This window comes from Rhodococcus sp. FW305-130 (assembly GCF_058788335.1).
Genome location: NZ_JBYTAP010000017.1, coordinates 1 through 26,383, shown reverse-complemented (window position 1 = coordinate 26,383; position 26,383 = coordinate 1). Strand labels below are relative to the sequence as shown.

The 26,383-nt window shown below is 61.0% G+C and carries 27 protein-coding genes and 5 pseudogenes; 20 read left to right on the top strand and 12 right to left on the bottom strand.

The genetic code is table 11. The features are described from left to right. Positions 1 to 228 (top strand): annotated as a pseudogene (locus AC3WQS_RS31165) (winged helix-turn-helix transcriptional regulator); the annotation flags it as partial. A gap of 58 nt (positions 229 to 286) precedes the next feature. Here the strand turns inward: AC3WQS_RS31165 and AC3WQS_RS31160 are convergent. Then, positions 287 to 1,524, bottom strand: a pseudogene (locus tag AC3WQS_RS31160) (IS110 family RNA-guided transposase). Positions 1,525 to 2,758: 1,234 nt separating this feature from the next. Between AC3WQS_RS31160 and AC3WQS_RS31155 the strand changes: the two are divergent. The 10 genes and pseudogenes from AC3WQS_RS31155 to AC3WQS_RS31110 form a co-directional block, all read left to right on the top strand. Next, a complete protein-coding gene (locus tag AC3WQS_RS31155) occupies positions 2,759 to 3,436 on the top strand; it encodes a hypothetical protein (protein ID WP_153212358.1) in 678 nt (225 codons plus the stop codon). Positions 3,437 to 3,440: 4 nt separating this feature from the next. Next, positions 3,441 to 4,727 (top strand): molybdopterin-dependent oxidoreductase, encoded by a 1,287-nt coding sequence (locus AC3WQS_RS31150; protein WP_492713510.1) that lies wholly within the window; start codon positions 3,441 to 3,443, stop codon positions 4,725 to 4,727. Between the two features lies 1 nt (position 4,728). Continuing rightward, entirely contained in the window at positions 4,729 to 5,241 is a 513-nt protein-coding gene (locus AC3WQS_RS31145) for a hypothetical protein (RefSeq protein WP_492713509.1), read from the top strand. 80 nt (positions 5,242 to 5,321) lie between these two features. Next, entirely contained in the window at positions 5,322 to 5,927 is a 606-nt protein-coding gene (locus AC3WQS_RS31140) for a methyltransferase domain-containing protein (RefSeq protein ID WP_492713508.1), read from the top strand. A 62-nt stretch (positions 5,928 to 5,989) separates the two neighbouring features. Next, a complete protein-coding gene (locus tag AC3WQS_RS31135; RefSeq protein ID WP_492713511.1) occupies positions 5,990 to 7,288 on the top strand; it encodes a hypothetical protein in 1,299 nt (432 codons plus the stop codon). A 49-nt stretch (positions 7,289 to 7,337) separates the two neighbouring features. Next, positions 7,338 to 8,150, top strand: coding sequence for an S-methyl-5'-thioadenosine phosphorylase (locus AC3WQS_RS31130; RefSeq protein ID WP_492713507.1), 813 nt, complete (start codon positions 7,338 to 7,340; stop codon positions 8,148 to 8,150). Next, on the top strand, positions 8,147 to 9,205 hold the full coding sequence (locus tag AC3WQS_RS31125; protein WP_492713506.1) for an NAD-dependent epimerase/dehydratase family protein: 1,059 nt from the start codon (positions 8,147 to 8,149) through the stop codon (positions 9,203 to 9,205). The genes AC3WQS_RS31130 and AC3WQS_RS31125 overlap by 4 nt, the downstream gene beginning before the upstream one ends. Then, positions 9,198 to 9,872: a glycosyltransferase family 2 protein gene (locus AC3WQS_RS31120; RefSeq protein ID WP_492713505.1), complete on the top strand. Its 675-nt coding sequence runs from the start codon at positions 9,198 to 9,200 to the stop codon at positions 9,870 to 9,872. The genes AC3WQS_RS31125 and AC3WQS_RS31120 overlap by 8 nt, the downstream gene beginning before the upstream one ends. Further along, a complete protein-coding gene (locus AC3WQS_RS31115) occupies positions 9,869 to 10,567 on the top strand; it encodes a TIGR04282 family arsenosugar biosynthesis glycosyltransferase (RefSeq protein ID WP_492713504.1) in 699 nt (232 codons plus the stop codon). The genes AC3WQS_RS31120 and AC3WQS_RS31115 overlap by 4 nt, the downstream gene beginning before the upstream one ends. A 15-nt stretch (positions 10,568 to 10,582) precedes the next feature. Beyond that, positions 10,583 to 10,933 (top strand): annotated as a pseudogene (locus AC3WQS_RS31110) (SRPBCC family protein); the annotation flags it as partial. Between the two features lie 173 nt (positions 10,934 to 11,106). Here AC3WQS_RS31110 and AC3WQS_RS31105 read toward each other — a convergent pair. The 3 genes from AC3WQS_RS31105 to AC3WQS_RS31095 all read right to left on the bottom strand — a co-directional run bounded on the left by AC3WQS_RS31105 (position 11,107) and on the right by AC3WQS_RS31095 (position 13,185). Beyond that, positions 11,107 to 11,580 (bottom strand): GtrA family protein, encoded by a 474-nt coding sequence (locus AC3WQS_RS31105; protein WP_492713503.1) that lies wholly within the window; start codon positions 11,578 to 11,580, stop codon positions 11,107 to 11,109. Further along, positions 11,580 to 12,305 carry an anti-sigma factor gene (locus AC3WQS_RS31100; RefSeq protein ID WP_492713502.1) on the bottom strand — a complete coding sequence of 242 codons (726 nt, stop codon included), beginning with the start codon at positions 12,303 to 12,305 and terminating at the stop codon, positions 11,580 to 11,582. The genes AC3WQS_RS31105 and AC3WQS_RS31100 overlap by 1 nt, the downstream gene beginning before the upstream one ends. A gap of 700 nt (positions 12,306 to 13,005) precedes the next feature. Then, the gene (locus AC3WQS_RS31095) at positions 13,006 to 13,185 is read right to left on the bottom strand and encodes a hypothetical protein (RefSeq protein ID WP_492713501.1); all 180 of its coding nucleotides are present in this window, start codon (positions 13,183 to 13,185) and stop codon (positions 13,006 to 13,008) included. Between the two features lie 167 nt (positions 13,186 to 13,352). Here AC3WQS_RS31095 and AC3WQS_RS31090 point away from each other — a divergent pair, with 167 nt between their 5' ends. The 4 genes from AC3WQS_RS31090 (at position 13,353) to AC3WQS_RS31075 (ending at position 16,078) form a co-directional block, all read left to right on the top strand. Beyond that, complete coding sequence (locus AC3WQS_RS31090; RefSeq protein WP_492713500.1) at positions 13,353 to 14,516, top strand: IS30 family transposase; 1,164 nt, start codon at positions 13,353 to 13,355, stop codon at positions 14,514 to 14,516. Between the two features lie 74 nt (positions 14,517 to 14,590). After that, a complete protein-coding gene (locus tag AC3WQS_RS31085; RefSeq protein ID WP_492713498.1) occupies positions 14,591 to 15,112 on the top strand; it encodes an SRPBCC family protein in 522 nt (173 codons plus the stop codon). Between the two features lie 193 nt (positions 15,113 to 15,305). Beyond that, entirely contained in the window at positions 15,306 to 15,716 is a 411-nt protein-coding gene (locus tag AC3WQS_RS31080; protein ID WP_492713497.1) for a hypothetical protein, read from the top strand. Between the two features lie 119 nt (positions 15,717 to 15,835). After that, positions 15,836 to 16,078 carry a PLDc N-terminal domain-containing protein gene (locus AC3WQS_RS31075; RefSeq protein ID WP_492713496.1) on the top strand — a complete coding sequence of 81 codons (243 nt, stop codon included), beginning with the start codon at positions 15,836 to 15,838 and terminating at the stop codon, positions 16,076 to 16,078. 50 nt (positions 16,079 to 16,128) lie between these two features. On the opposite strand, the gene AC3WQS_RS31070 is transcribed toward AC3WQS_RS31075, so the two are convergent. Continuing rightward, positions 16,129 to 16,596 carry a hypothetical protein gene (locus AC3WQS_RS31070; protein ID WP_492713495.1) on the bottom strand — a complete coding sequence of 156 codons (468 nt, stop codon included), beginning with the start codon at positions 16,594 to 16,596 and terminating at the stop codon, positions 16,129 to 16,131. 809 nt (positions 16,597 to 17,405) lie between these two features. Beyond that, complete coding sequence (locus AC3WQS_RS31065; RefSeq protein ID WP_214923953.1) at positions 17,406 to 17,885, bottom strand: MarR family winged helix-turn-helix transcriptional regulator; 480 nt, start codon at positions 17,883 to 17,885, stop codon at positions 17,406 to 17,408. A gap of 114 nt (positions 17,886 to 17,999) precedes the next feature. On the opposite strand from AC3WQS_RS31065, the gene AC3WQS_RS31060 reads away from it, so the two are divergent. Beyond that, the gene (locus AC3WQS_RS31060; protein ID WP_492713494.1) at positions 18,000 to 19,454 is read left to right on the top strand and encodes an MFS transporter; all 1,455 of its coding nucleotides are present in this window, start codon (positions 18,000 to 18,002) and stop codon (positions 19,452 to 19,454) included. 93 nt (positions 19,455 to 19,547) lie between these two features. Here the strand turns inward: AC3WQS_RS31060 and AC3WQS_RS31055 are convergent, their stop codons facing one another. Beyond that, complete coding sequence (locus tag AC3WQS_RS31055) at positions 19,548 to 19,832, bottom strand: winged helix-turn-helix transcriptional regulator (RefSeq protein WP_019750002.1); 285 nt, start codon at positions 19,830 to 19,832, stop codon at positions 19,548 to 19,550. Positions 19,833 to 20,074: 242 nt separating this feature from the next. Here AC3WQS_RS31055 and AC3WQS_RS31050 point away from each other — a divergent pair, with 242 nt between their 5' ends. The 4 genes and pseudogenes from AC3WQS_RS31050 to AC3WQS_RS31035 all read left to right on the top strand — a co-directional run. Beyond that, complete coding sequence (locus tag AC3WQS_RS31050) at positions 20,075 to 20,386, top strand: SCP2 sterol-binding domain-containing protein (protein ID WP_492713493.1); 312 nt, start codon at positions 20,075 to 20,077, stop codon at positions 20,384 to 20,386. Positions 20,387 to 20,435: 49 nt separating this feature from the next. Further along, positions 20,436 to 21,644, top strand: coding sequence for an acyl-CoA dehydrogenase family protein (locus tag AC3WQS_RS31045; protein WP_070386184.1), 1,209 nt, complete (start codon positions 20,436 to 20,438; stop codon positions 21,642 to 21,644). Next, positions 21,641 to 22,495: a hypothetical protein gene (locus AC3WQS_RS31040; RefSeq protein WP_492713492.1), complete on the top strand. Its 855-nt coding sequence runs from the start codon at positions 21,641 to 21,643 to the stop codon at positions 22,493 to 22,495. The genes AC3WQS_RS31045 and AC3WQS_RS31040 overlap by 4 nt, the downstream gene beginning before the upstream one ends. Then, a pseudogene (locus tag AC3WQS_RS31035) lies at positions 22,488 to 22,922 on the top strand (HesA/MoeB/ThiF family protein); the annotation flags it as partial. The gene AC3WQS_RS31040 and the pseudogene AC3WQS_RS31035, both read left to right, overlap by 8 nt. A 404-nt stretch (positions 22,923 to 23,326) precedes the next feature. Here the strand turns inward: AC3WQS_RS31035 and AC3WQS_RS31030 are convergent. From AC3WQS_RS31030 to AC3WQS_RS31010, 5 genes and pseudogenes are all read right to left on the bottom strand, one after another. Beyond that, a complete protein-coding gene (locus AC3WQS_RS31030; protein ID WP_492741638.1) occupies positions 23,327 to 23,836 on the bottom strand; it encodes an AAA family ATPase in 510 nt (169 codons plus the stop codon). A gap of 105 nt (positions 23,837 to 23,941) precedes the next feature. After that, complete coding sequence (locus tag AC3WQS_RS31025) at positions 23,942 to 24,577, bottom strand: hypothetical protein (RefSeq protein ID WP_492713490.1); 636 nt, start codon at positions 24,575 to 24,577, stop codon at positions 23,942 to 23,944. Positions 24,578 to 24,705: 128 nt separating this feature from the next. Next, entirely contained in the window at positions 24,706 to 25,257 is a 552-nt protein-coding gene (locus AC3WQS_RS31020; protein ID WP_492713489.1) for a PIN domain-containing protein, read from the bottom strand. Position 25,258: 1 nt separating this feature from the next. Continuing rightward, positions 25,259 to 25,696, bottom strand: coding sequence for a helix-turn-helix domain-containing protein (locus AC3WQS_RS31015; RefSeq protein WP_492713488.1), 438 nt, complete (start codon positions 25,694 to 25,696; stop codon positions 25,259 to 25,261). Positions 25,697 to 26,164: 468 nt separating this feature from the next. Next, positions 26,165 to 26,383, bottom strand: a pseudogene (locus AC3WQS_RS31010) (winged helix-turn-helix transcriptional regulator); the annotation flags it as partial.

Sequence of the window (26,383 nt, the reverse complement as noted above, 5' to 3'; positions counted from 1 at the left end):
CAACTCCGCGCCACACCCACTGGTATCGATGTCGGTCTGCCGGACGGGCGGGATGTCGACGCCGTTCTGAGTGCCGACGCCCCAATCGTGCTGGGTCTGGCAGCAGGAGTGCTGACCATCGACGCCATCGCACCAGCCGTCGTCATCGACGGCGACATCGCCGCCCTACGCACGATCTTCCAAGCGCCCAGTGCTGCGGCAGGGAACTCACCGCCGACAGTTGGATGAATTCACGCGGAGAAGCCCTTCTCGTTCGTAATGGATTCATCGCAGTCCGCTTGACCCGTTAGGCAGCGTTTCGGACTCCGGCGCGTGTGGTTAATTCATCAGGGGGGCCGGCTTGTTGGGTGATCGGGGTGTACGTCGATCCGTTGCTCAACATCGCATATAGAACATTGCTCCTGCGCCGAGCAAGGCAGATCAAAGCCGATCGGTGGTTCTTGCCTTCAGAACGCTTGCGGTCGTCGTACGTACGGGACAGCGGATCACGCAGTGCTGCAAACGCCGAAAGATACATGGCGCGTTTGAGTCTGGAGTTTCCACCGTACCTATGGTGTTCGCCTTTGATCGACGTTCCCGATCTATGAGTTCGCGGTGCTACGCCTGCGTAGACGGCGAGATGGCCGGCGTTGGCGAACCTGTCGATGCCCGAAATCTCCACGAGCATCGTGACCGCGGTGCGGCAACCGACACCAGGCCGAGACATCAGAATCGGCCCGTCAGGATGCTTGCCCGGTTCGGTTTCGAACTGTTCCGCGAGCTCGGCGCGTGCACGCCGCACCTCGAGCAGATGCCGTGCCAGCGTACGAATGACGAAGTCAGCCTTGTCCGCACCAGGCACGGTCACCGACTGCTGATCGAGGGCGTCGACAATCTCATCGGTGATCTTCTTCCACAACCGAGGTGCGAAAGCTCGGGCACTCTCGTCCAAGGCTTGCCGTGTTGCGGCGGTGAAACCTTCGGGCCCGCCGAACTCCGCGAGTAGTCCAGGGCCGACAGGTCGATGCATTTTCCGACCGATTGTGCGTTCCAGGGCGGGATGAACGGAGAGAAGGACCGATCGTATTCGGTTGACCCCGGCGGTTCTCTTCGCTGCCAAGGTCTGCGTCGAATCCCGCCAGCAGTCGCAGTCCTTCCACCACGTCGTTCTGTTCGTCGATCCGCAGAAGGGTGTCCGGCAATGTTCGTGCCGCGTCGGCGATCACGAACGCGTCCCGCGCATCAGTCTTCGACCTGCCCGGGTACAGGTCCGCACTGCGGCGCATCCGCAATCCAGGCAGATAGGCGATGTCGACTCCACACTCGCGAGCCACAGCGACCGGCAAGGCACCGATGTTGCGCGGTTGATCGACAACCACCAACACTCGGCCGTGTCGTGCGAGATCCTCTAGCAGGCACCGGATTCTGCTCTCGTCCTGTGGCAGATCAGTGCCGCAGAGCCGCTCGCCGTCAGGTGTCAGGTGTCAGCGCAACGGCATGATGAGATGTTTTGCCGACGTCGATTCCGCAGAAGACGTCATAGATCGGTTCACTCACGTAGACACTCCATTTCGGCTGTCAGCGTTGATGGTCACGGCACCGATCCCCGTCACCCACGTTATGCAGACCCCTCAGTGTTCGTTTTGGCCATGCCTCTATCAGCGGTGAACCGGCGCCATCCGATCCGGCGGCGTCACTCGACGAGACCTGCAATCGGCCAGTGGGCGTGTAACCCATACCGGAACGGACGACCAGCCCCAGCGAAAGGACCATCAAGAAGATAACGGGTGGGCGGTCAACCCCGTAGAGCGAAGCGTGGGTTGACGGGTCGGGCCCCCGGCATGGTGTTCTGGGGCGACTTGTACAACGACTTTCTTGACCACTCGGCGCTGCGTAGCGGCAACGGCACCGAAGGTGGCTTTCGGTTCTTGTGTGTCCGGCGGTGGGTGTGTGCGGTGGTGGGCACCTCCCGCTCGGTGCGCTGGCGGGGTGATTGTGCGAGAGCGACGGAGTTGGACGGGTGGTGTCGCGGTGGCTCTGGTTTGTGGTGGTGAATGAGAATCAGGTCGCCACGTGTGACCGATCTGCAAGGGTTGTTGCAGGTCAGGACTTCGGCTTTCGCTTCAGTCTGGTCAGCGTGGCGACCTGACGCTCGTCGCGGTGTTGATGGTAGTTCGACAACCCGACAATTCTGGGCGTCGTGGCTTCTCTGGTTGTGGGAGTCAACCAGTGAGTCCAGGCATCAATCGCTGGTCCGGCGCCATATCGTCGCGATCCTGTACCACCGGCCACTCGGATCTTCGTGCGTTGACGGATGAGAAGGCGCGATCTCCACGATCTCGCACCACCACCACCTTTCTCGCTCTTCGGATTCCGTCCACACCCCACCACTGGCCCTCCTTCGCCGACCCCGATTTTGTTTCCCAGCGCACGCATCGAGGAAACGTGAGTTCGACTGGGGTGGAACAGCGCCGTTTTGAGGGCGTTCCGAGTGCGGTTTCCGGGCGGCGTTTTTCACTCTTTCCCACTGTCTGCAGGGTCAATTAGTTTCATCGGCCGGTGAGAGTTGAGCAGAAATAATCACTTCGATTGCAACAAATCAGCCTCTCCAGATTTCCTCACAACAAACTTGATATTACATATTCTTTACTTTAATGAGCCCAAGAATTTAGATTTGGCCATTTCAGCCGAAATAGCATTTTCGCTCTTCGCCAATCCGCAACCCAATCGGCACCGAATGCCTTCCGACACTCATTGTAGATATGGAAGGTTGAATATTATGATCAACTACCGCAAATCACTCGTCGCGGTGGCTGCCGCAGCGTTGGTGCTCACTCCCTTGGCAGCGTGTTCATCGAACGATGATTCTGGGACGTCGACGTCGTCGAGTTCCGCCGCTGCAACGACGACGCAACCGGCGCCGGCCGCCGAGGTCGACAATCTGACCGGTGTGAGTACGGCCGTCAAACTCGACCCGGGTTTCACCGGAGCGTTGACGACTCTCGGTTTGACTCCCGGTGTCGTCGGATCGGCCACCCTGGCAGATGGCTCGATCAGCTTCCCCATCACCGGCGGAAACGTGAAGTACTGGACTCCCGGCACCGTGGACCCCTACGTGCAGGGAAAGATTTTGCACGACGGTAGCGGTCTCTCATTGGCTGCCGGCGCTACGACGGTCGAGTTGACTAATTTCGACATCGATCCGGGGACCTCGATCCTCAAGGGCGATGTGCTGGTCAACGGCGCTCCGGCGGCGAGCGACGCTGTTCTGTTCGACCTCAACGGTCGGACATTGAAGCCGCTGCAAACAGGTCCGAACGATACCGCGATCCTGCAGGGCACCGAGGTGAAGATTTCCTCCGACGCCGCGGCCTTGTTGAACAAAACATTCAACACCGATGCAGTGACACCGGGGTTGCTGGTCGGTATCGCCACCATCACGATCGCAACGAAGTAATCCGATGAGTTACGTAACTGCGAAGGTCAAGGAATTCTTCAATTCCTTCGCGCCTTCGCGGTTGCGGCCTCGTAGTTCCGTCCGAGGTCCGTGGCTGACCTCGGTATTCGGGGCAGTGCTGTTGATCAGTCTTCCGATCGTTATCATCACCGGGTTGTTGTCTTTCATCGCGTACGGCCCCCAATTCGGGCAGGCAATGCCCGATGATGTCGGGTGGCTGCGACTGCCGAATTTTCAGTGGCCAACGCGACCCTCCTGGCTTTACCGGCTCACCCAGGGCTTACATGTGGGCCTCGGGTTGATTCTCGTACCAATTGTTCTGGCAAAACTGTGGTCGGTGATACCAAAGTTGTTCGTATTCCCACCAGTTCGTACGCCAGCTCAGGCGCTCGAACGGCTCTCGTTGATCGCGTTGGTCGGTGGAATTCTCTTCGAAATCATCACCGGTGTGTTGAACATCCAGTACGACTACATCTTCGGGTTCAGCTTCTACACCGCACATTATTGGGGTGCGTGGGTGTTCATCGCCGGCTTCCTCACCCACATCGTCATCAAGATCCCTACGATGATCCGGTCCCTCCGTCGGCGCTCGTTCCGCACGGAAATGCGTACCTCTCTCGCGGACACTCGGCCGGAAGACGACGACGACACCGGTCTGGTGGCAGAGGAACCCGCTCCGGCGACCATCAGCCGCCGTGGAGTGCTCGCATTGGTCGGCGGCGGCGCCCTCTTGGTAGGGGTGCTGTCGGTGGGACAAACGGTGGGCGGATTTCTGCGACCAGCAGCTCTTTTGCTACCACGTGGACGCTCGTACGGGACGGGGCCGAACGATTTTCAGATCAACAGGACGGCATCCGCCGCGCAGATCACTGACGATCAGATCGGTGATCGTTGGAGATTGACGGTGAGCGGGAGCGGTCCGCCCGTGGAGTTCAGCCGCACCGCGTTGTTGGCGATGTCCCAGCACAGTGCTCAGCTTCCGATCGCGTGTGTGGAGGGATGGTCGACGACCGAGGACTGGAGTGGGGTGCGCCTGCGCGATCTCGCCGTGATCGCCGGTGTGCCGCAGCCCGACTCGGCTCTCGTGTCCTCGCTCGAACGCAACGGCCCGTTCAGCAAGGCAACGCTGCAAGGAAACCAGGCCACCGATCCGGACGCGCTGCTCGCTCTTCAAGTCAACGGGGTCGATCTCTCGCTCGATCACGGCTACCCCGCCAGGATCATCGTTCCGGCGCTGCCCGGGGTGCACAACACCAAATGGGTGCAGTCCATCGAGTTCAGGGGGGCGTGAGATGAGAAGATTCATCCGATTCTACGGCGCGAACCCGCTTCATCTACTGGCAGTGCTGTTGTGCTTCGCACTCGTCGGGTACGCAGTCATGGTCACCGGTCCGGACGCGTTCTGGAACACCGACGTGTGGTGGCAGTCGATCGCAGTGTGGTTCGTCGGCGCACTCATCGCTCATGACTTCATCTTGTTTCCACTCTATGCACTCGCAGACAGATCACTCTCGGCGGGGATCGACGCACTGCGAGGCCGCCGCGGTACACGGCCGACGTCGGTGCCTGCAATCAACTACATCCGGGTCCCGTGCCTAGGAACGGCTTTGACGTTCGTCCTGTTCTTCCCCGGAATCATCAAGCAAGGCAGCGCAACTTACGTAGCCGCCACCGGATTGACGCAGGAGCCGTTTCTCGCGCGTTGGTTGCTTCTCTCCGCAGCGATGTTCGCAGCAAGTGCACTTGCGTATTCCGCCCGACTTGCCATCGACAGCCTTCGAAGCACGAAAGCAGGTGCACCATGACACGGACAATCACATCAGCCGTAGACCCGGTGTCGACAGATGTCGTGTTTCAACGCGCAGGCAAAGGACTCCCGTGCTGGATGACAAGCGACTCCGGCATCCGCCGAGAGGCACCGCTCGAACGCTGGATGGGCGACACACGCGCAACACCGGCCGATCGACACGCAGATGACATCATGCTCACCGACTGCACCGGCCCCACTCTCGATCTCGGCTGCGGCCCAGGAAGACTCAGCGCAACCTTGACAGCGAGAGGGGTCAACGCTCTGGGCGTGGACACCTCCGAGACCGCAGTGGCGATGACCATCAGCCGCGGAGCACATGCGGTCAACCGAAACATCTTCGATCCGTTACCGCTCGTGGGGCACTGGGCGCACGTTCTGCTCGCCGACGGAAATATCGGCATCGACGGAAACCCGCTCCGGGTACTGCGCCGGGCGGCGACGCTCCTCGCGCCGGGCGGCGTCGTCATTGCCGAAGTGGAACCGCCGGCCGCCGCACATGGCATCCGGGTCGGAAAGATGAGGTGGGAAACCGACGTTCTGCAAGGACATTGGTTCAGTTGGGCCACTGTCGGATTGGAAGCCGTCCCCGCAATCGCTGCCGACGCGGGATTACGAGTTGTTCGCACGGTGGAAGTAGGCCATCGGTGTTTCGTCTGGCTCACAGCATCGAGCCTGCAGTGATCCAGACTCACGGCACACGCAACTTTCTCCTGCGCGATTTCATCGGTGCAGCACTGGCGCTGATGCTGGTGGTGGCCGCGTTTGTCGTGCCCCATCTCGGATTGGGCTCGGTGACCCCGGTCCTCGACAACACGACCGAGTCCTACAAGGATTTCTCCGACGCGAATCCGCTCTTCGGATTCGTCGACGCGCACCTCGGTTGGGGCACCCCGATCGCCCTGGTCGTCGCGGTAGCGGTCGTGATGTGGGGGCCGCGCCTCGCTACAGCGCTCCCATGGCGCCGTCTGGTCCTGGGCACCTGGGCAACCTCCGCGATCTGGGCGATGTCATTGGCGATGATCGACGGGTGGCAGCGCGGATTCGCCGGCCGGCTGACCTCACGCGATGAATATCTGCACGAGGTACCCGGGATCACGGATATCCCTTCCACCCTTGCCGGATTCAGCGATCGGATACTCGATTTCCAGCCCGACTCGTGGACGACACACGTCTCCGGCCACCCCCCGGCCGCGGTGCTGACTTTCGTGTGGCTCGACCGGATCGGGCTCGGAGGAGGTGCCTGGGCATCCGCGTTGTGCATGGCGGTGGGATCGAGCGCTGCAGCCGCAGTGATCCTCACCCTGCGCGCGCTCGGGGACGAGACCATGGCGCGCCGCGCGGCGCCTTTTCTGGCCTTGGCGCCCGCGGCGATCTGGTTGGCGGTCTCCGCAGATGCACTGTTCGCCGGAGTAGCGGCATGGGGCATCGCACTGCTGGCGATCGCCGCACGCGGAAGCGGCCGGCGCCAGTTCCTGTCGTCAGTTGCGGCAGGCGTCCTGCTCGGGTGGGGGGTCTACCTGAACTACGGGCTCGCCCTGATGGCGGTTCCTGCCGTCGCCGTGCTCGTGGTCGCGCGCACTGCCCGGCCCTTGATCGGCGCCTTGCTAGGAGCCCTCGCGGTGGCGTCGATGTTCACCGCCTACGGGTTCTGGTGGTTCGACGGCTACTTCCTCGTCCAAGAGCGCTACTACCAAGGCATCGCATCCTCGCGGCCATTCGCCTACTGGGGGTGGGCGAATTTCGCCTCGCTGATCTGCGCGGTGGGCCTTGCCTCCGCCGCGGCGCTGCCACGTGTTCTGACGTGGTCGAAACTACGCGCACTCTCGCCGGTCAACGTCATGGTGCTCGCCGGCCTACTTGCGGTGATCGTCGCCGACCTGAGCGCACTGAGCAAGGCCGAAACAGAACGCATTTGGCTGCCCTTCCAGATGTGGATCCTCGCGGCGCCGGCGCTATTGCCACGCCAGACACACCGATTCTGGTTGGCAGTACAGGCGAGCACCGCGTTGGCGATCAACCACCTCGTCCTCACCAACTGGTGACTCGAATGACCCAGCGAGACCCGGACAACAACACACCTAAGGACACACGATGACGAAGACCACTGATCACGATCTCCCTTTCGCCGACATCGCCGTGATCGGTGGAAGCGGTTTCTATTCCTTCTTCGACGACGATTCGATCGACGTCACCCCGCCCACGCCGTACGGGGCGCCCAGTGCGCCGATCACTGTCGGCGAGGTCGAAGGACGCAGAGTCGCTTTCCTACCGAGGCACGGGCGCAACCACGAATTCTCGCCGCACACAGTTCCGTACCGAGCGAACATGTGGGCGTTGCGAATGCTCGGAGTCAGAAAGATATTCGCGCCGTGCGCGGTCGGCAGCTTGACCGCAGACCTCGGGCCTGGCGCAGTGGTAGTGCCTGACCAACTTGTCGATCGAACCAGCGGCCGCGCACAGACGTTCTTCGACAACGGTGGTGTGCACGTCCAATTCGCCGACCCGTACTGCCCTCAACTGCGTAGAGCAGCAATGCAACCCGACACGATCGACGGCGGCACCATGGTGGTCGTCGAAGGCCCACGCTTTTCCACCCGCGCGGAAAGCCAATGGTATGCCCGCCAAGGATGGACTTTGGTGAACATGACCGGTCATCCCGAAGCGGTACTCGCCCGTGAACTCGAGCAATGCTATGTCGCCATCGGACTCGTCACCGATCTCGATGCCGGCATCGACGCCGGTGACGGGGTGCGTGCGGTCGATGTTTTCGCCGAGTTCGAACGCAACCTCGGACCGTTCAAAAAACTGGTCAGAGCCTCGATCGGTTCGGCACCCGACGGGGCGTGCGAGAGCTGCCGCGTTCACGACGGAGTCACACTCCCCATCGAACTGCCGACACGATGAGGGTGCTGTTGACCGGTGCAGCCGGCTTCATCGGTGGACATATCCGCACCGCCCTCGCGGGGAGGGGGCACGAGGTGGTTGCCGTCGACGCGATGCTGCCCTCCGCTCACGGCGCCGCACCCCAGACACCTCCAGGGATCCACGTCGTCGACGTACGATCCCCCGATGCCATGACTGACGTGCTCCGAGGGATTGATGTGGTCTGTCATCAGGCTGCGGTCGTGGGAGCCGGCGTCGATGCCGAGGACGCCCCGGCCTACGCCAGTCACAACGATTTCGGCACCGCGGTCCTTCTGGCCGCGATGCACCGAACAGGCTGCACGCAATTGGTTCTCGGTTCCTCGATGGTTGTCTACGGTGACGGCCGCTACCGCAACGCCGCCGGTGTGACGGTGATTCCGCCAGCACGCACACGGCATGATTTGGACGCGGGCTTGTTCGACAATCGCGACCCGATCACCGGACAACCATTGACGTGGGAAGCGGTCGACGAAGATTCCCCACTCCGGCCCCGAAGCACCTATGCAGCAAGCAAACTCGCCCAAGAGAACTACGCTCTCGCCTGGGCATTGTCGACGGGCGGATCGGTCACGGCGCTGCGCTATCACAATGTCTACGGTGAATTCATGCCGCGTAACACTCCGTACTCCGGAGTCGCCGCCATGTTTCGCTCGTCCCTCGAGTCCGGTGAGGCACCGCAAGTGTTCGAGGACGGAAAGCAGACGAGGGACTTCGTCGAGGTTCGTGATGTCGCAGGCGCCAACGTCGCTGCGATCGAGGCACAGCTGTCCGGCTTCGGCGCCTTCAACATCTGCTCCGGACAGCCGATCACCATCGGTGACGTTGCTAACGTGCTCTCCGAAGCCTGCGGAGGGCCGCCCCCTGTGATCACAGGCGACTACAGGGCCGGAGATGTCCGGCATGTGGTGGCCAGCCCTGTGCGCGCCGAGAGTGAGCTGGGTTTTCGGGCGAGCATCAGGCCGGCCGAAGGGCTGCGCGATTTCGCGACGATGGCGTTACGGGATTGCGAGATTGCGGGGCCTCCACGTGTCTGAGGCTGTCGCAATCGAACCGGCCGACGTCACCGTCGTCATTCCCTGCCTGGACGAGGCCGGGTCGCTTCCGGGTGTGCTCGCCCGTATACCTTGCGGCTACACGGTGATAGTGGTGGACAACAATTCCACCGATGGAAGCGCCGGTGTCGCACGTGCCCACGGCGCCAGAGTGATGCGCCAGCCGGTGCCCGGTTACGGCTCCGCTGTCCACACCGGAATCCTGGCCACGGCCACTCCTGTGGTGTGCGTACTCGACGGCGACGGTTCGATGGACCCCGCGGAACTGCCGCCGATGATCGCAGATCTCGCGGCCGGAGCCGATCTCGTCGTAGGACGACGTATCCCGCAACGCGGTTGCCGCTGGCCACTCCACGCGCGATGGGGAAACGCGCTCGTCGCTGCGCGACTGCGCACGAAATATCAACTACCCGTGCACGACATCGGAGCTGTCCGGGTGACGCGAACACGATCGCTGATCGATCTCGAAGTGACCGATCGCCGATCCGGCTACCCGCTCGAGCTTCTCGTCCTGGCGGCGAAGGCGGGCTGGACCGTCACCGAGCGCAACATCGCATACCGGAGCCGCACCGCCGGCCACTCGAAAGTGTCCGGATCACCGTTGGGCACGATCCGGGCGATTCGCGACTTCTGGAAGGTGATCGGATGACTACTACATCGAACAGCGACGACTTCGCCGTGCTAGTGGTGGCAAAGGCGCCGGTCCCAGGACTGGCGAAAACGCGACTCGCGGCCGACGTCGGTGATCACGCCGCCGCCGAAATAGCCGCCGCTGCCCTGCTCGACACATTGCGTGTCGTCGCCGCTACCCCAGCACGCAACCGGATCGTCGCGATCACCGGAGACCTCACCGAGGCGGTGCGCGGCGACGACGTTCGAGATGCACTGAAGGACTTCATCGTCATCGAGCAACGCGGACACGATCTCGGTCACCGTCTGGTACACGCGCACTCTGACACCGCTGCCATCGTCAGCGGGCCGATAGTCCAGATCGGCATGGACACACCGCAACTGACACCGCAACTGCTGCTGCACGCGGGAAGAACGCTGCAATGCAGCTCTCCTACAGCAGTACTCGGGATGGCCGAAGATGGCGGCTGGTGGGTGCTCGGCGTACAGAACGCAGTCGTTGCCGCTGCCATTGCAACCGTCCCCACTTCGCGGCCAGACACCGGCGAGCGAACCAGAGCAGCGCTGAGAGACATCGGAGTACGGGTATTGCCTGTGGCGACGCTGCGCGATGTCGATTACCTCGGCGATCTTCGCGCTGTTGCGGCCCGCTGCTCACCGACAAGCCAATTCCGCAGGGCCGTAAACTCTCTCAACCACGGAAGCTCTGCCTAACCCTCGACGACAAAGGTGAACGACGTGGCACGTGAATACACGGTATCCGACAACATCGTGATCGAAGAAGCGCCTTCGACCCTGTACGACCTCATCAGTGATCCGACACGTATCGGCGCGTGGAGTCCAGAAAATCTGGGAGCGACCGTGCATATTCGTCGGGCGAAAGCGTACCCCGGAATGGAATTCGACGGCCACAACAAACGCGGGCGCGCGCGGTGGACCACGCAGTGCACAGTGACCGCGGCGGACAACGGACGACTGTTCGAATTTCGAGTACACAAGATCGGCATCACTACTCCCCGAATCCCCGCAGCCATCGCAACGTGGCGATACCGGTTCGAGTCCGTCGCCGGCGGGACCCGGGTGACAGAGACATGGACCGACGACCGGCGGGCATGGCCCGATTTCGCGGCAAACATGTTCGACAAGATCGCCACGGGAGGAAAGGCTTTCGCCGACTTTCAACGTGGGAACATCAAGAAACCCTCGAAAACATCAAACGAGACATCGAACAAGGACCGCACACCCGCTGACCACTACTCACGTGGGACATGCTCGCCCGAAAATACCCGTCGCAGCCCGAGGAACCGCACGATCGTGGCAATCACGTTCGCGGCGATCAAAGCGGACACCTCCAGCGTGCGAGAAGGTTCCGGTATTCGGGAGTGCAGCACCAACAGTGCGCCGCTGGTGACCACCAATCCCAGAGCAAAGACAACCAGTCCTTGCAGATACTGCCTGATGATTCCCGCGGTACCACGAATGCCGAAGGTGAAGCGCCGGTTGACCGCTGTATTCGCTATCGCGGAGAGCAACAGCGCCAACATGTTCGCGATTTGCGATGCGCAGTAAACACGGAGGATCAGGAAGAGCAGCAGGTATACTCCAGCGCTTGCGCCACCGACCAGATAGAAGCGAAACAGCTGGCTGCGGAGGAGTTTCCGCGCTCGCGTACGCCAGGTCTCGTGCATCCCGACCGAACTTGTCTCACGTTTTCGGATATCAACCATCACACCAACCATATGACGGCAACCGGCCGCTGTGTCGGCTGTTTCGATCCTCCGGCAGGTTCTACCGTGACCATCAGAGCATCGACACCCTCGATCCCCGTGATCACTCGCCGGTCGTCCAATCGACCTGCATTAACAGTCAAGGACTCCGCTGTCGAGACCAGCCACAACTGAAATTCCGACCCTCCACGCGCCACATCTTGGAGTCCCCTGGCCTCCACCGTTACCGATCGCAGTAGATCCGAAACAGTCGCTGCGATAGTTCCACCGCCGACGACGTCAGTGCTCATCATCCGTGCGTCCGGAGCTGCCACAATCTGTTCAGAACGTGGAATGCCACTGTCCCGATCGAATACGACGGCCCCGGCAACACCGCCGAGAATGACGATCGCCACCGCTACCATCGCTGCCACTTTTGTCGGGAAGTCCCTATGCACTGATTGTGCACTCTCACGGCCGTGGCGAAGGGAATGCTGATGCCGTGACACCCGCGCCAGCACCCGCAGACGCAGACGCAGACGCAGACGCAGTGGAGGATCAACTGCCGTCAGCACCGCGAGGACGTCCATCGTCGACCTCACCGCAACGACCTCGCGTAAGAAATCGTCTCTCCGAACGGAATCACCGAGATCGAGCCACCGCTCGATCTGCAACCGTTCATCGTGCGAGACCGCGTCGAGCGCATAGAGACTGGCCAATTCGTCTGTGGTGATGTCTTCATCCATTGCAAGAATCCGAGTGCAGCGCAGTACGCGACAGCGCGAGAAGTGACCAACTCGTCCCGTGGTGCCGATCAAGACGATTTCGGAGCGAATCGCTGCATCGACCGCATTCTCCTCGATCACGTACCACCAGAGCACCTCCTCGCAACTCGGGATCGATGCAGGCAAACCCTGCTGAATGGCATTCGTTGCCGACGGCGCTGTGGATGGCCAAGCACATAAGGCTTTTCGCGAAGAAACCACCTCGAATCAATCCCGGTACCGGCGTTGCCGATGTAGACGAGCGATCCGGTGCCAACGGCAGCATTGCCGGATCCAGAGGGACGGATCCGCAGAGAATTCCTTCGGTGTTGAAGCGTAGGGGCGTCTTCAACCGGCTCGGGGACCGTTTTCCGGGTTGGCAGCTACATCGCCGTCCCAACCCGCTTCAGCAGGTATGACAAATCCTCGGCCTTCCCGAGGCAAATCGGCAATCCACGGCGCGGGCTCAACAACGATATGGCTCACGTAATGGGACCTCTCGGAAGGAAATGGTCCGCTCAGTGTGGCTGGACAGCCCTGGACTAGAGGCGTTTTCGACAGCGCCGAGGCGGCCGGTGTCGCGAAGCTATCGGATACCCTGCCGCCGCCCCACTCCATGCCCTGACATTTTGAATTCGTCTACACCGTCCATCATTCGATGGGTTCAGTGGCCGCTCGGGGGTCACATGGCGTTGCTGGAGAAGTCGTTGCTGCGGGGTGTGGTCTTCGCGGGGTACGTGACACGACCTTCGCGACGCAGCCGCCGCATCCTGCGGCCGAGCAGGAAGAAGACCAGCGTGAACACGACCAGGCCGCCCGCAGGGATCGTGATCGCCAGGAGCAGGCCTGCGTGTGCGCTCATGGGGACCATCCTGCCTGTCGAATGCCCGCGCCGCCCCGCCCGTGACATTTGGACGTCGCCAAGGTCGTCCATGAATCGGAGAAGGTCGCGTGTCCATCAATCGATCTTGGTCTCAACAGGTCAACGCATCACTACTGGTGAGATGATGCGTGACCGTGGAGGCGTGGATGGGCAGTAAGGCATTGGGATTCACTGTGGAGCAGGAGAACCTGATCTGGGATCTGCATCGCCGTGGAGAATCGCTACGAGAAATCGAGCGGATCCTCGGGGAAACGATGCCCCGAATTCGTCGTTTCCTGCGTGAGTCCGGAGGTATCCGTCCGGTCCCACGAGCACGGCGGGCCGGCCACATCACCGCAGGTGAACGAGAAGAAGTTTCGCGAGGAATCGCCGCCGGCGACAGTGCTCGGACGATCGCCGAGAAACTGGGAAGATCCCCGTCCACGATTGCACGCGAGATCGCCCGCAACGGTGGGCGCGAGAACTACCGGGCGGTCGAGGCCGATACCGCCGCTTATGTCCGCGCTCGCCGACCCAAAATCTCGATCCTGTGCGCTCGGGCGATTCTACGGACCGTCATCACGGACAAACTCCATGAGCAGTGGTCACCGCAACAGATCTCCGTCTGGCTTCGGCGCGAGCACCCAGGCGATCCGCAGATGTGGGTCTCACACGAAACGATCTACCGATGCCTCTACACACAGTCACGGAAAGTGTTCGACAGCACTGCATTTCACGAACTTCGTACCGATCGTCCGATACGTCGACCCCGAGGGAAGAAACGCTCCCACGGTCGTGGGCGGATACGAAATACGGTCTCGATCGATCTTCGAGGAGCTGCGGCAAACGATCGTAGCGAGCCCGGGCACCTGGAGGGTGATCTCGTGTTCGGAATCCGCCCGTCAGCGGTCGCGACGCTGGTGGATCGGCAATCACGCGCCACTCATGTGGTGGCATTGCCGGACGGGTTCCGGGCCGAGACGGTAGCGGACGCTTTGATCACTTACCTGAGCAGGTTGCCTGCGCACCTACGTCGCTCGCTGACCTGGGATCGGGGACGAGAAATGGCCGAACACGAGCGCATCACCGCAACCCTCGATATGCCCGTCTACTTCTGCGCCCCGCACCATCCGTGGCGACGAGGGACGAACGAAAACGCGAACGGGTTGCTGCGGCAGTACCTGCGCAAGAACGCTGACCTGCGCAGTTTCAGCCAAGATGACTTGAGTGCGATCGCGGCGAGACTCAACGATCGTCCTCGGCGTGTGCTCGATTGGGACAGTCCGCGTCAACGAGAAGCGCTCTTGCCCGGATTGCCCGCAGAGGGCTAGTCCTTGACGATTGCGACGCTATGACACCGCCCGCAATCTTCGGACACGCGCGATTACGTGGCTACTCTCACCACATGCCGAAATGGTTCGAGTTGCAGCCGTGTGACGAGTCTTTCCTGACCGCCGCGCCGATGATCAATCGATTTTCGGTCGAACTTCCTGTTTCCTCGGAAACTGCGTGGCTGGAGATGACCCAGGCTGGAGCGCTGTCATGGTGCACGTTCATCACAGGATCTCGCTACCTCACACCGCAACCGCTTGGCGTCGGTACAGTGCGCGAGTTGTCAATGATGCCGTCCTCGATCAAAGCGAAGGAACACTACTTTCTATGGGACGAAACGCCGAATGACCACTATCGCAACACTTTCTACGTCTCCGAATTCACGGCACCGGGGTTACACCGATTCGCTGAGGACGTGCTGATCGAGCAACTTGTGGCAGGGAGCAGACTCACGTGGACATTTGCGATCGAGCCGAAGCCAGGGTTTCGTGCGCCGCTTAGGTTCGGTTCCGCGATCATCACGAATGCCTTGCGCCGGACTGTGAAAGAGACGAAGACGCACTTTGACGGGCTCTCCGCAAGGTCCCACAACTGAGGTCCCTCTTTCCGGTACTTCCATCGCGATTCAGTGCTGCAACTGGCGCGCATGAACATCTGCTGAACGTGCCTCAACTATCGTCGGTGATGCGTTGACCTGTTGAGACCAAGATCGTTTCTCGGACGCAGTCGGACTACCAGTATCGGCAAGTGCGGCCGTTACTCGTGGGGGGTATGGCAAGGTGACCATCGTGACGGCACTCGGCATACAGCAGCAGGACAATTCGGCCGAACGTATGGTTTCGCAGGCGATCGGCGTTGGACGGATTCTGTGGGGTGCGACCACCGCGATCGCATCGAAACAGGTCTACAACGCGTTGGGCATTGCCTACCCTGGCAGTGACCTGGGCGTGTGGATTAAGGCGTTCGGTGTGCGTGACATCGTCCTGGGTGCTGCTGCACTGCATCCGGATTCCACGGTGCGGCGGGCGACCTTGCGAGCCGGCATCGCGATGGACTTGGTCGACGCTGTCGTGGTGGCTGACGCCGCTCGTCGCGGGTTACCTCGCAAAGCCGCAATGGTAGGCGTTGCGCTTGCCGGAGGAACTGCTGCATTCGCTGCCTTTGCCCCCACCCTGGTTCGCGCCTTGCGCAATCAGTGAATGTGCGGGCTTGTTACGACGGCTTAACGAACCGAGTCCGGAGAAGAACTCTGAACCCGACCGCTGTTCGACACTCCTTTGCATAGTTATGCGCTACTTGGTTATTATATATTCACCCCATGTACCTTGCCGAAGAACTTGAGCCGCGCATCCCTTTATATCTGGATATCCTCTGGATTGCAGGGACTGTTCTATGGATCGTTCTAATAATTGGCACAACGATTTCGATCATTCGATCCCATCAAACTATTTCAGCAAAAATATGCTGGATCATCGTCGTCATTGCCCTTCCGTTCCTGGGTGCTGCCCTTTGGTGGTTTGCCGACCGTCGACGTGCAGCCCGCACCCAGGCCTGCCGGTAGGTAGTCCGTCGGCGGCATCGACTAAGTCGCCGATGAGTCCACTCCGAGCACTACCTACCGATTCGTTCGACGTGCCAAGGCGGGATCTCGCGCTGCGGCCTGACCTTGATCGCACGGAATTTGTATCCGTCCTGGTCGATGACCGGCTCCCATTCGAAGTCAACCTGCTCGCCCACGACGAGACCATGGATTCCTCCGCCGATTTTGAAACTGTCGCCCGGCTGAGCATTGAGGACTTCGTCGGGGTGCAGGGCGCTGTAGAAGGTCCAACAACCGCCCGGTGTGTCCGCAGAGTCGATGACTCCCCAGCCTTCGTCGTCATTCCACGTGGTGACGATGCCGATCGCTGGGGTGCCGATCGGGGGCGGGATCGTGTCGTCGAGGTCGGTGATCTCGTGAACGGTCCCGTCGGGATCGATATCCCAAGCCCCGGAGCTGAACGGACCACCGCTCGCACCATCGTCGTGCTGCTGGCCTCGATTGGTCAGCGCAAAGTACGAACCGACGAGGACAACCACACCGCGACAGCTGCCACAGCGACACCTTTTTGACGATTCACAATCTCACTTCCAACTTGGTGTTCCGTAAACAAAGAAGGGATTTCGTCCGATGACTCGATCGTATGCGTAGAGCAAAATCCTGACCCCACCGCCGCGCACCCACCCTTTGCATAGTTACGCGCTACTTCGGGTCGTCTCTCATTCGATCGTTTCTCGGATACTGCAGGACTCACATCGGGAGGTTTGGCTGACCTTTCGTATCGAATTGTTGAGTGTCTCGAAACCCGTCCGAAAACCAACTGTCTCTCAATATTTCGTGTCGTCGAGTTCTGCGACACCGTGCACTTGTGAGCACACTTTTGGGTACACCCACGGTCTCGACCGCCCATCAGGACCCGACTCTGCAGACGGACCCTCAGACGGCCCGCGGTTGTTACAAGATCTGGACAGACGTCGGATCCGGCTCCAAAGACGATCGCCCCGACCCCGGCCCTGCACGTCGAGCCGGGGGCTGTTACGCCATCTGCGTTGAGCACACAACCCAGATGACCCTCTTTCGGTGCGCGGTCGGGCATCCGTGCGGCCGCGCACCTTCAACGATAAACCGCATGAACGGTATGTATTGAGTTTGGACTGTCTTTCGTTACCAACCAGTAACCCCGCACGCCTTGAGCAGTGGCCAGCAGAGTTCGCCGCGTGATGTCTTCGTTCAATAGCGGATGCGCCGCTTCGTTCTTCATACGCTGCACGGCTGTGCGCGGGTCGAGGGCTCAGCCCTGGCGAACCGGACCGTCGCACAAAGTTGGAAGCCCGTCCCAAATCAACTGCTAACTCCCGATTACGCTTTCGCTGCCGTGATGGGCAGATTCCCGGCGCCGAGCGGAAAATAGCAGTCCGAGTTCGTCGTTACCGCTCGCAATCTGGTCAAAACACTGCATCACTGTCACCGATGACGCGTTGAGCACCCGACGGCCCTTGCGGGTCAAGTTGATTTGGTAGGCGCGTCCGTCGCCGTGAAGCTTCGACCGCACGACCATCCCTCGCGTCTGCATTTCCGATACGAGGCGTGAAATTCGCGGTTGTGAGCGCATGACCCCCTTGCTGATGTCCGCGAGCGGCGTCCAGCCTCGACGATCAGCCAGGTACGTCAGGATCTCGTATGCCGAGAGGCAAATGGCATGGCGCTCACTCAATGTGGTTTCCAGCTGATGTGTAGCTGCCTCGACAGGCTGCGATATCGACAACCAAGCAGTCAACGCCGCGTTAACGCCCTCCGCGGGCGCCTCGGAATCGATGGTCTCGCTCACGGGTCAACGTCCTTTCGGATCCAAACTATTTGCAATATATGCCCTGCGATGTACTCTAGCACCGTCATTTATATGCGCGCAAATATAACTTCAGCCTTCCGGAGGATCGCTCCCATGACCGAAATTACGAACCCCGAGGCAGCTGAGGCTGCGACTTCTCCGCCACGAGCCCCCGTGGGGTGGGCGGCGCTCGCCATTGCGGGAATCGCTCAGATGCTGGTCATGCTCGACTCGACGGTTGTCAACGTTGCGCTTCCCTCGATCGGGGCGGATTTGCATGCGTCCTCGATCGCACTGCAGTGGACGGTGAGCGGTTACGTCCTCACGTACGGTGCGCTGCTCCTGTTCGGTGGCCGTCTTGCCGACTCGATTGGCCGGCGCACGGCACTTCTCGCAGGCCTTGTCCTCTTTGCCGCTGCGTCGCTGGCGTGCGGGCTTGCACAGAACGGTTCGTTTCTCGTGACGGGCCGTGTAGTCCAGGGAATCGGCGCTGCACTTCTGTCGGCCGCTGCGCTTTCGATCATCATCTCGACGTACGGGCCGATCGAATCTCAGCTGAAGATCGCCTTGACGGCGTGGAGCGCTCTCGGCGTGGTGGGAGCTACCGTCGGCGTCATTCTCGGCGGCGCCATTGTCCAAGCGCTCTCGTGGCGGTGGGCGTTCCTGATCAATTTGCCGATCGTCGTGGTTGTGGCCGTTGCAGCGGTAATGCGGCTGGCACCAATGCGGGCGGCCGGCAGTCCGACGTCACTGAAGATTCCCAGTGCGATCGTCGCGACCACGGGTATCGGCGCGCTCTGCTACGGGCTCAGTCGATTTGAGGACGGAATTTCCAGTGCCGCGCCGTGGATCATCATCGCCGTGGGAGCGGCGTTGATGATCGGATTGTTCCTCGTCGAAGACCGCTCGGATGACCCGTTGCTCCCCGTGTCTCTTCTTCGCACACCTGTTTACGCTCTGTCGGGTGTTGGACTCGTCCTTGCGGCGACATTGATGCTCGGCGCTCTGTACGTCACCAGCAACTACTTCCAGTCAGCGCATGGAATGAGCCCTCTGGCCACCGGTTTCGCCTTGTTGCCGCTGTGCCTCGCGTCGCTCGTCGCGGCGTTCGCAACGCCGGCAATAGCCACCAAGATCGGTATGGCAAAACTGTACTTTGCCGGCACCGTGCTACAGATCGCCTCACTGGCAACCATAATTGCCGTCACGGCGAGCGGCACCGGCAACGCCACGATCGTGATAGTTGCACTGACCGTGTTCGGGGCCGGACTTCCGACCATGTTCGTTCCCCTGTACACCTTCGGTTCCGCACCGATCCCTCCCGAACAGGCCGGTGTCGGATCAGGCCTGCTCAACACGTTCAACGAAGCAGGCGCGGGCGTCGGGCTGGCAGTCGTTGCGCCCATCACCGCGGCAATCATCGCCTCACAGCTCCAGGACGGCGCGGCCAGCGCCATTGCCGCAACCGCAGGTGCCCACGCGGGCTTTCTCGCCCTCGGCGCCGTCGCAGTACTGGCGGCGGGCATCGCGCTCGCCCTCGGACGCCTCGCGAACCGATCACAGACGTAGAGACACCCCACCTGGCCCTCTACTTGTACATTCCGCCACCACAGACGGCCCGACGCGCATGCGTCGGGCCATTTCTTTCGCCTTCGACTCCGTTTAGGTGTCGAGGCGGCTCGGATCGAACTCGTGGTCCACCGACCACTTCCTCACCGGATCCAACGATCCGATCAGGGTATGTCCGAGACCGGTCATTTTGTAGAGAACTCCAGGTGGTCGACTGTCGATGACTTGCCGATCGACGAGCCCGGCTTCTTCTAGCGAGCGCAGCGTGACGGTCATCGTTTTCACATTCCCGCAACCTATCTCTCGCTGGAGTTGCGCAAATCTGAGTGGTCTTGGGCGCAAGGTGAGCAGCACGGCGACTGCCCACTTCTTGGACATCAAACTCAAGAGCTCATGGAGCCCTCGCCACTCAGATCCGCCGCTCCATTCGTCCGGGTCTTGACTTCGCTGTTCTGACATTGGCAGGCCCCCCCTAGGGCTAATAGACGTGGACGGCGACACAAGGTGTCGCCGAGAACAGTACGTACCAATGCGGGGTATGTACGGCGTTGCATGGACCACCTTCGCAAGGAGAACATTACCGGGCATGTACTTTGCATCACTGATCAAGGAGACTGCACGTGACCAATTCCACCCTCGCTGTTGCCACAGCACGGCTTGGCGCCCTCACTGGTGAAACCCCCCAAGCTGAGGGGTTCCGAGCATTGGGTATCGCGGTGCGCCTGGTGATCGACGATTCTGCCCACGTCGTGCCCCTCCCACCTGAGCGTTCCGATGCTCCGGATGTGACTGTGGCACTGAGCAGCTCAGACATCGTCGCCCTCGCCGATGGCGATCTCGGCGTAGTGCAGGCCCTAACGCAAGGACGCCTCGCTGCGCAGGGGCCGATCTTTGCTGCCATCGGATTCGCTCATGTGCTGACCACGCTCTAACCACAGTGCCCGCCGTAAACCGCCGAACCGCGAGATTGAAAGCATCGAAATGACCACTGCACGTCAGCTCCATTCCCCGCTTGCCGACCTCGATTCCCTGACATCGCAGCACCGCAAGGCCATAGGTCAACTGCGCGAGTTTGCCCGCGATGTCATCGCACCTACTGCAGCGCGCCGAGACGGCGCCCCGCTCGGCACAGTCGAATGGGACCTGGTCGAAGAAGCCCAAGCTCTGGGTGGCCTTCGTATGGGACTACCGGAAGCGCTCGGCGGCTTGGGGTTTACCGCCGAAGGCCTTGGCTACACCCTCGAAGAATTCGCCGCCGCAGACCCGGGTTTCGCACTGATACTCGGAGCAACAGGGCTTTTCCAGACCCCGGTCATGCTTTCGAACGACGACCGACTCACCTCTGAATATCTGCTCCCATTTCTCGGTGACCAGCCAATTCTCGGCTGCAACGCCGTTGCCGAGGAGCTCAACGGGACAGACCTGGTCTTGGCGACCAATGCAGAACATGCCGTGGACATGACGACCGCCGTCCCGGACGGCGACGTCTATCGACTGACCGGAAAGAAGAAGTACATCACCAATGCCCCGGTTGCACGATATGCAACGGTCATGGCGAATATCGAAGGCCACCCCGGCTCAACAGGCCTGACGTGCTTTGTCGTCGACCTGCAGTGGGCCGGCGTCGAGCGCGGAACCACACACGACAAGCTCGGATATCGCACGGCACCCGCCGGAGAACTCATCTTCAACAATGTCGAAGTACCGGCAGAGAACATCATCGGCGGCCCATCCGGGGGATGGGACCTGAATACCACCATCGGAAACATCACCCGTGTGACCTGCGCGGCGATCGCTACCGGCATCGCCCGGCACTCGCTCGACCATGCACTTGCATGGGCCACCTCGCGGCGGCAGGGCGGGAAGTTTCTCTTCGAGCATCAGATGTCGGCACGGAAGATCGCCGACATGGCGGCATCTGTCGAGGCTTCGCGGGCTTTGTGGACGAAGGCAGCCCGTCTGGTGGACAACTCGCTACCTGTTCCCGAATTCGAGCCGGCGATCGCGAAGATGGTTGCCGACAAAGCTGCCATCGACAACGCAAACGCAGCAATGTCGCTGATCGGTGCTCAGGCCTTTCAGCGAGACGACGAGATGGAACGCATCATGCGCGACAGCTTCGGGCCTCGGATCTACGAGGGCTCACCCGAAGCGCTCGCGATGACCATCACCGCCCACTTGTGCAAATGAATGTCCCTCATGTACTCGACCGCGTGGCAGCGGCCGGCAGCGCGCTGAACTTCGCGCGGATCGAATCTGCGATATCTGGAGATCCGTGGTTTCACGCTGCCGGGATGGACGGCAGCCTGACCGTCGCGGTTCGCGGCGATCAATTACCAGAGCGCTACCTGCACGCTCTACGGGCATTTCGCTTCGCCCAGTACGTCGACTTCGGATGGGTGGACCGCGACGCCGCGAAGCGTGCGGGGTATTTCACCGATGCCAGCAGTTGTGCACCACACCGCGAGTTCCACCATTTGGTCATCGATCGTACGAGCGGTCAGCTTGCTGCATACCTCGCATTGAGTAGTCCTGATGTGTTTGGTCTCGAAGTGGACTATCCGATCGATGTCACTGTCGACATGGCAGGCACGATTCCCCGCGAAAAAATCTGGGAGGGAAAACGTCTCGTCCGCCGAGCCGACCTCGGACGATCCCAATTCGGGCGAAACGCTCCTTGGTGGACGCTCGTCGCAATCACGCAGGTGCTCGAAAGCTTGGAGAGTGCTGGCCAGTTCCAACTTCTCATCGCTGACGGGGCCCCGTCGGGATCCGCCGCGATGCTGCGCTCTTTGAGGTATGCGGTCACCACGTTGCCAACGCTGCCGCATCCTCAGAACCGCGACGGGGTGTTGGGTCCGATGTGGCGGCAACCTGAGACAGCGGTCGCCTACTCGGCCCAGCTCACGCAGGAAACTCCGCCCGTCATCGAGGACCTTACGAAGTTCCTGAGGTCCAGCCGCCCTGGATCAGTACGGGACTACCTGGCCTTGCGGACGCAGGGCCCATCATCGGCAGAAGGAAACCTCATCCATGCATGACATCGAGAGCGAAGCTGAAGCCCGCTCGCTGAGCGACGGAGATTTTTACCGCCACCTCGTCGCACGCAACCGGGGACTTGTCTCCGAAGAATCCCAGCGAGCGATCGCATCCACGAAGCTCCTGGTGGCTGGCTGCGGGTCCATCGGTGGCGCCTCCGTGGAGCCTCTGGCCCGAATCGGATTCCGCGACTTTCATTTGGCCGACATCGGCATCTTTGAGCTGAACAATCTCAATCGGCAGCGAGCGCACCTGAACGATCTCGGGAGCAACAAGGCTTCCGTGGCCGGGCGAACCATCGAGGCGATCAACCCGCACGCCACGGTAGCGGTAACCACGGAGGGGATCACAAAGGAGAACGTTGACGCTCTGGTTCGATATGCCGACATCATCGTCGACGGTGTCGACGTCACGACTCCATCGGGTTTGGCGGCAAAGGTTGCGCTCCACGAGGCCGCACTGGCCCATCGCCGACCGCTGGTGACCGGGTGGGACCTGGCTGGGGTGCTCTGCGCGGAGTACATCGACTATCGCGTCGTTGATCGAATCTTCAACGGTGCCATCACTTCTGGCGACCTTGAAACCTTGTCGGCGTGGGAGGCAATCGTCCGCATCGCGCCCATGTCGAAGATGCCTGGCGAGATGCTTGACGAGCTGGCCCGAAATCTTCGCGACCCGCTGTACAGCGTTCCTCAACTTCCTGAAGCTGCATGGCAATTCGGTTCCTTGGCGTGCCATATCGTTGCCCAAGTCGCCGCTGGGAATTCTGTACCGACCCGCACATGCGTCGATGTTCATGCCTTGACACAGCCACGCTGGCAGCGTGCTCGCAATCAGCTACAGCTGCCTCTCCAGTTCGTCCGGTTCGGCCTTGCTTTGGGTCTTCGGAGCACGCTGCGCGCAACCGCCCTCGTCCTCTTGGCGAGGTTTCCGCGGTTGATCTCGTCGACGACCAGCACGAACAACTGATCCGGATGTGTGCGGGCGCGGTCGGTCAAGCGGCGCATCGGGCCCGGTTTGAGTTCGAAGCCGACCTGCCCATCGCTGTGCGGGGTCGGCCGGAAGCATTCGAAGAAATCCTCGTAGCTGTAGGCAGGGTGGAATTGCACGATGGTGACGTTGTCCGGGCCGGCGAGGTGCCGAGCCAACGTTTTCGCGATGTACGTCTTTCCGGTGCCGGGCGGGCCGTAGAAGATCAGTTGCGGGCGATCACGCAGCAGATCGGTGCACCGGGCCAGCCAGTCGAGATCCACATGCAACGAGTCCGCCAGCTCTTGGTCCGGATCCACGATGGAGAATTCCGTTACGGAAGAATCGTTTTCGTCGTCCAACTCCTCGTCCACGTCGTCATCACGTGCACTTATTCCAAATCCCTTGCCCTTCGGGGGCTTCGGCGGCTTCCACATCGGCTCCCACGGTTCTTGGTAGAAATCGACGGGGCCGTGTTGTTATTGCTCGAAAGCGCGGTTGATCTCGAAGAGGTCGGTATCCACGTCGTCCGAAACCTGCCGCGGCAGATAGGACACGAAGGTGTCTCGAATCAATCTGCGGTGCACCGGGTTCACGATCGACAGAAAGAATTTCGGGAAGGCGAGGTAGCGCAAGGCACCGCGTTGCATGGGCTGATTCGGTGTCTTCACCGCGGCCAAAGCTGCACGAAAAGCAAGCGGGTCCTCGCCGATCTCCGTCAGTTCAGCCGGGGACAGCGTGTGTAGATGCAGCCCGAAGTTGATCAGCAACCACAACTGCGAATAGCGCCCGAAGTTGAACCCGGGACCACCGTGGAAAGCGCCCACTGCAGTTGCTGCGACGACGTCATCGGGAACGGCGACAGGTTCTTCCATCATCTCGAGAACCCTGCGGAGATATCGGATCTTCGTCCGCCCCAGGAGACTGGACAAGGGCAACATGTTGGTCAGGAAGATCTCGGCAAAGAGTTGAATCGCTCCGTCGCTGGCTCCGTCGAACTGATCTGCCAACTTGTCCCAAAAATCCCGACCTCCCTCGTCAGGACTATCGACGTAGATCGCTTTCAACTCCTGAAAGTTTGCGACCGACCAGACCGGCTGGCCGGGAGTGAGCACCGAATCACCTGGTCTATCGCTCCGAATTCCACGCATCCAGTTCAAGAACCTCGCGGCACCAGCGAACTTCCCAGCTCTAATTCATCCGGCCATAGTCGATTCGACTGGAAAGGCGTCAAGGACGCTGGTCAGCGGCGAAGCGCCGCCGCTGAAATCGGAAGACCCGCCGCCACCAAACGATCACACACATCCGCCGGCGTCCCCGAAGGATTACGCCACCCCGCCGCAGTCGCACTGACAGCCTGATGAACCCGCACCCCGTCGAGATGAAACAAATCCATCACGAACTCGTCCGGATGCTTCGCCTCGACCCCGAACTGCGCCAGCTCCGAATCGGGGAAGTCCCGCAGATTCGCAGTCACAATGACCTGAGCTCCTGCCCTGATCGCGGCCGCAAGCACATGCCGATCATCGACATCGGGCAATGTCAGTGCGGGAATCAGCTTCTCGTAGCCGGAGACCAAGCAGTCTGGAACCGCGGCATTCATCAACTCCCGCAGCTTGTCCAGCTTCACGGTGGGGATGTCCGGGCGGTCCTGTCCCAAGTTCCTGAAGGTCTCGTCGAGAATGCGGTCCGTCCACCGGGCATGGACAAGGCCGGTCTGCGCGAGCCTGATCAACACATCTCGCAAAACATTGGGGTACAGCACATTGGCGTCATACAGCACAGTAAAGGTCACGTCAGTACAGTCCGAGATCTTCCGTGAGAGCTGCCAACTCGTCGGCGGCATTGCGCGCTCCGCCGAGCTGAGAGCGTTGATAGGCAATCAGCGACGATGCGAGGATCCGGCGATGGCGGCCCACCAACCGAAACTCGATGCGCCCTTCGTCGAGCAGCTTGATCACATGGGGACGAGAGACATTGAGCATCTGCGCAGCCTGCTGCGTAGTCAACTCCGCATGCGCCGGGACGACCGTGACACCTTGCCCGGCAGCCATGTTCGCCAACACGTCTCGAATCAACTCGAACGCCGCCCGAGGAAGATGCACCGACTCTGCAGTGCCCGCAACCTTCACGTCGAGGGTTCCCCCGACGTCCGGTTCGACACCGCGCAGCACCTGCAGTGCCTGACGGGCCTGTTCCTGCTCGATGACACTGGGCTGTTCGCCAACGGACATGACGCCACCTCCTACACACAAGAACCCTGTAAACGAAATATACGCAACAATCGAAGCAAACGCAACGTAGGAGATTCGCCGACGGCAGGTAAACGCACGAGATGCGCCAGAACATCTGTTCACCTGTTCACCTGTTCACCGCGCGAGAGTGGGATCGACCAGACCCACACAACGATTTCCTGACGGCCCGGCATCCACACTGCCGGTGTTTCCATCGCCCACGCCCCGCGTACACGTGAGACGACCTCGCGAGTCTGCGTTAGCCCTATTTCTTCAACGCGAACTACCCTGCACGCGTCTGTGTCTCGGACAACAGGCCACCCGTCGTCGGCAGGAGCGGCACCGAAGATAGTCGAACCGGCATGTGGGCACCTCCGGTACGCACAGAGGCAGCGTCAGCCTTCCTTCATCGCGCCGACTTCATGAACTGAGACGACAACTACCGCCGCCAACTAATGCCGCCGAAGGTTAGGTCTTCGAGAGCCCTGCCGTAGCGCGGGGAGCTTCGAAGATCGCACGTAAGGAGGCAATGTCACCCTCTATGACGACGGCCGGAGCGATGGCGTCGACGGTCAGCACCCCTGCTGCCAGACCCAACACGATTGGGGCTTCGGCACTCAGAACGGCGTCGACATCCCGCCCGTCCGGCAGACCGACATCGATACCAGTGGGTGTGGCGCGGAGTTG

Coding starts and splice junctions, on each gene's coding strand:
- AC3WQS_RS31155 (WP_153212358.1), top strand. CDS start 2,759: ATGATCAACTACCGCAAATCACTCGTCGCGGTGGCTGCCGCAGCGTTG.
- AC3WQS_RS31150 (WP_492713510.1), top strand. CDS start 3,441: ATGAGTTACGTAACTGCGAAGGTCAAGGAATTCTTCAATTCCTTCGCG.
- AC3WQS_RS31145 (WP_492713509.1), top strand. CDS start 4,729: ATGAGAAGATTCATCCGATTCTACGGCGCGAACCCGCTTCATCTACTG.
- AC3WQS_RS31140 (WP_492713508.1), top strand. CDS start 5,322: ATGACAAGCGACTCCGGCATCCGCCGAGAGGCACCGCTCGAACGCTGG.
- AC3WQS_RS31135 (WP_492713511.1), top strand. CDS start 5,990: ATGCTGGTGGTGGCCGCGTTTGTCGTGCCCCATCTCGGATTGGGCTCG.
- AC3WQS_RS31130 (WP_492713507.1), top strand. CDS start 7,338: ATGACGAAGACCACTGATCACGATCTCCCTTTCGCCGACATCGCCGTG.
- AC3WQS_RS31125 (WP_492713506.1), top strand. CDS start 8,147: ATGAGGGTGCTGTTGACCGGTGCAGCCGGCTTCATCGGTGGACATATC.
- AC3WQS_RS31115 (WP_492713504.1), top strand. CDS start 9,869: ATGACTACTACATCGAACAGCGACGACTTCGCCGTGCTAGTGGTGGCA.
- AC3WQS_RS31105 (WP_492713503.1), bottom strand. CDS start 11,580: ATGGTTGATATCCGAAAACGTGAGACAAGTTCGGTCGGGATGCACGAG.
- AC3WQS_RS31100 (WP_492713502.1), bottom strand. CDS start 12,305: ATGGATGAAGACATCACCACAGACGAATTGGCCAGTCTCTATGCGCTC.
- AC3WQS_RS31095 (WP_492713501.1), bottom strand. CDS start 13,185: ATGAGCGCACACGCAGGCCTGCTCCTGGCGATCACGATCCCTGCGGGC.
- AC3WQS_RS31090 (WP_492713500.1), top strand. CDS start 13,353: ATGGGCAGTAAGGCATTGGGATTCACTGTGGAGCAGGAGAACCTGATC.
- AC3WQS_RS31085 (WP_492713498.1), top strand. CDS start 14,591: ATGCCGAAATGGTTCGAGTTGCAGCCGTGTGACGAGTCTTTCCTGACC.
- AC3WQS_RS31075 (WP_492713496.1), top strand. CDS start 15,836: ATGTACCTTGCCGAAGAACTTGAGCCGCGCATCCCTTTATATCTGGAT.
- AC3WQS_RS31060 (WP_492713494.1), top strand. CDS start 18,000: ATGACCGAAATTACGAACCCCGAGGCAGCTGAGGCTGCGACTTCTCCG.
- AC3WQS_RS31055 (WP_019750002.1), bottom strand. CDS start 19,832: ATGTCCAAGAAGTGGGCAGTCGCCGTGCTGCTCACCTTGCGCCCAAGA.
- AC3WQS_RS31045 (WP_070386184.1), top strand. CDS start 20,436: ATGACCACTGCACGTCAGCTCCATTCCCCGCTTGCCGACCTCGATTCC.
- AC3WQS_RS31040 (WP_492713492.1), top strand. CDS start 21,641: ATGAATGTCCCTCATGTACTCGACCGCGTGGCAGCGGCCGGCAGCGCG.
- AC3WQS_RS31015 (WP_492713488.1), bottom strand. CDS start 25,696: ATGTCCGTTGGCGAACAGCCCAGTGTCATCGAGCAGGAACAGGCCCGT.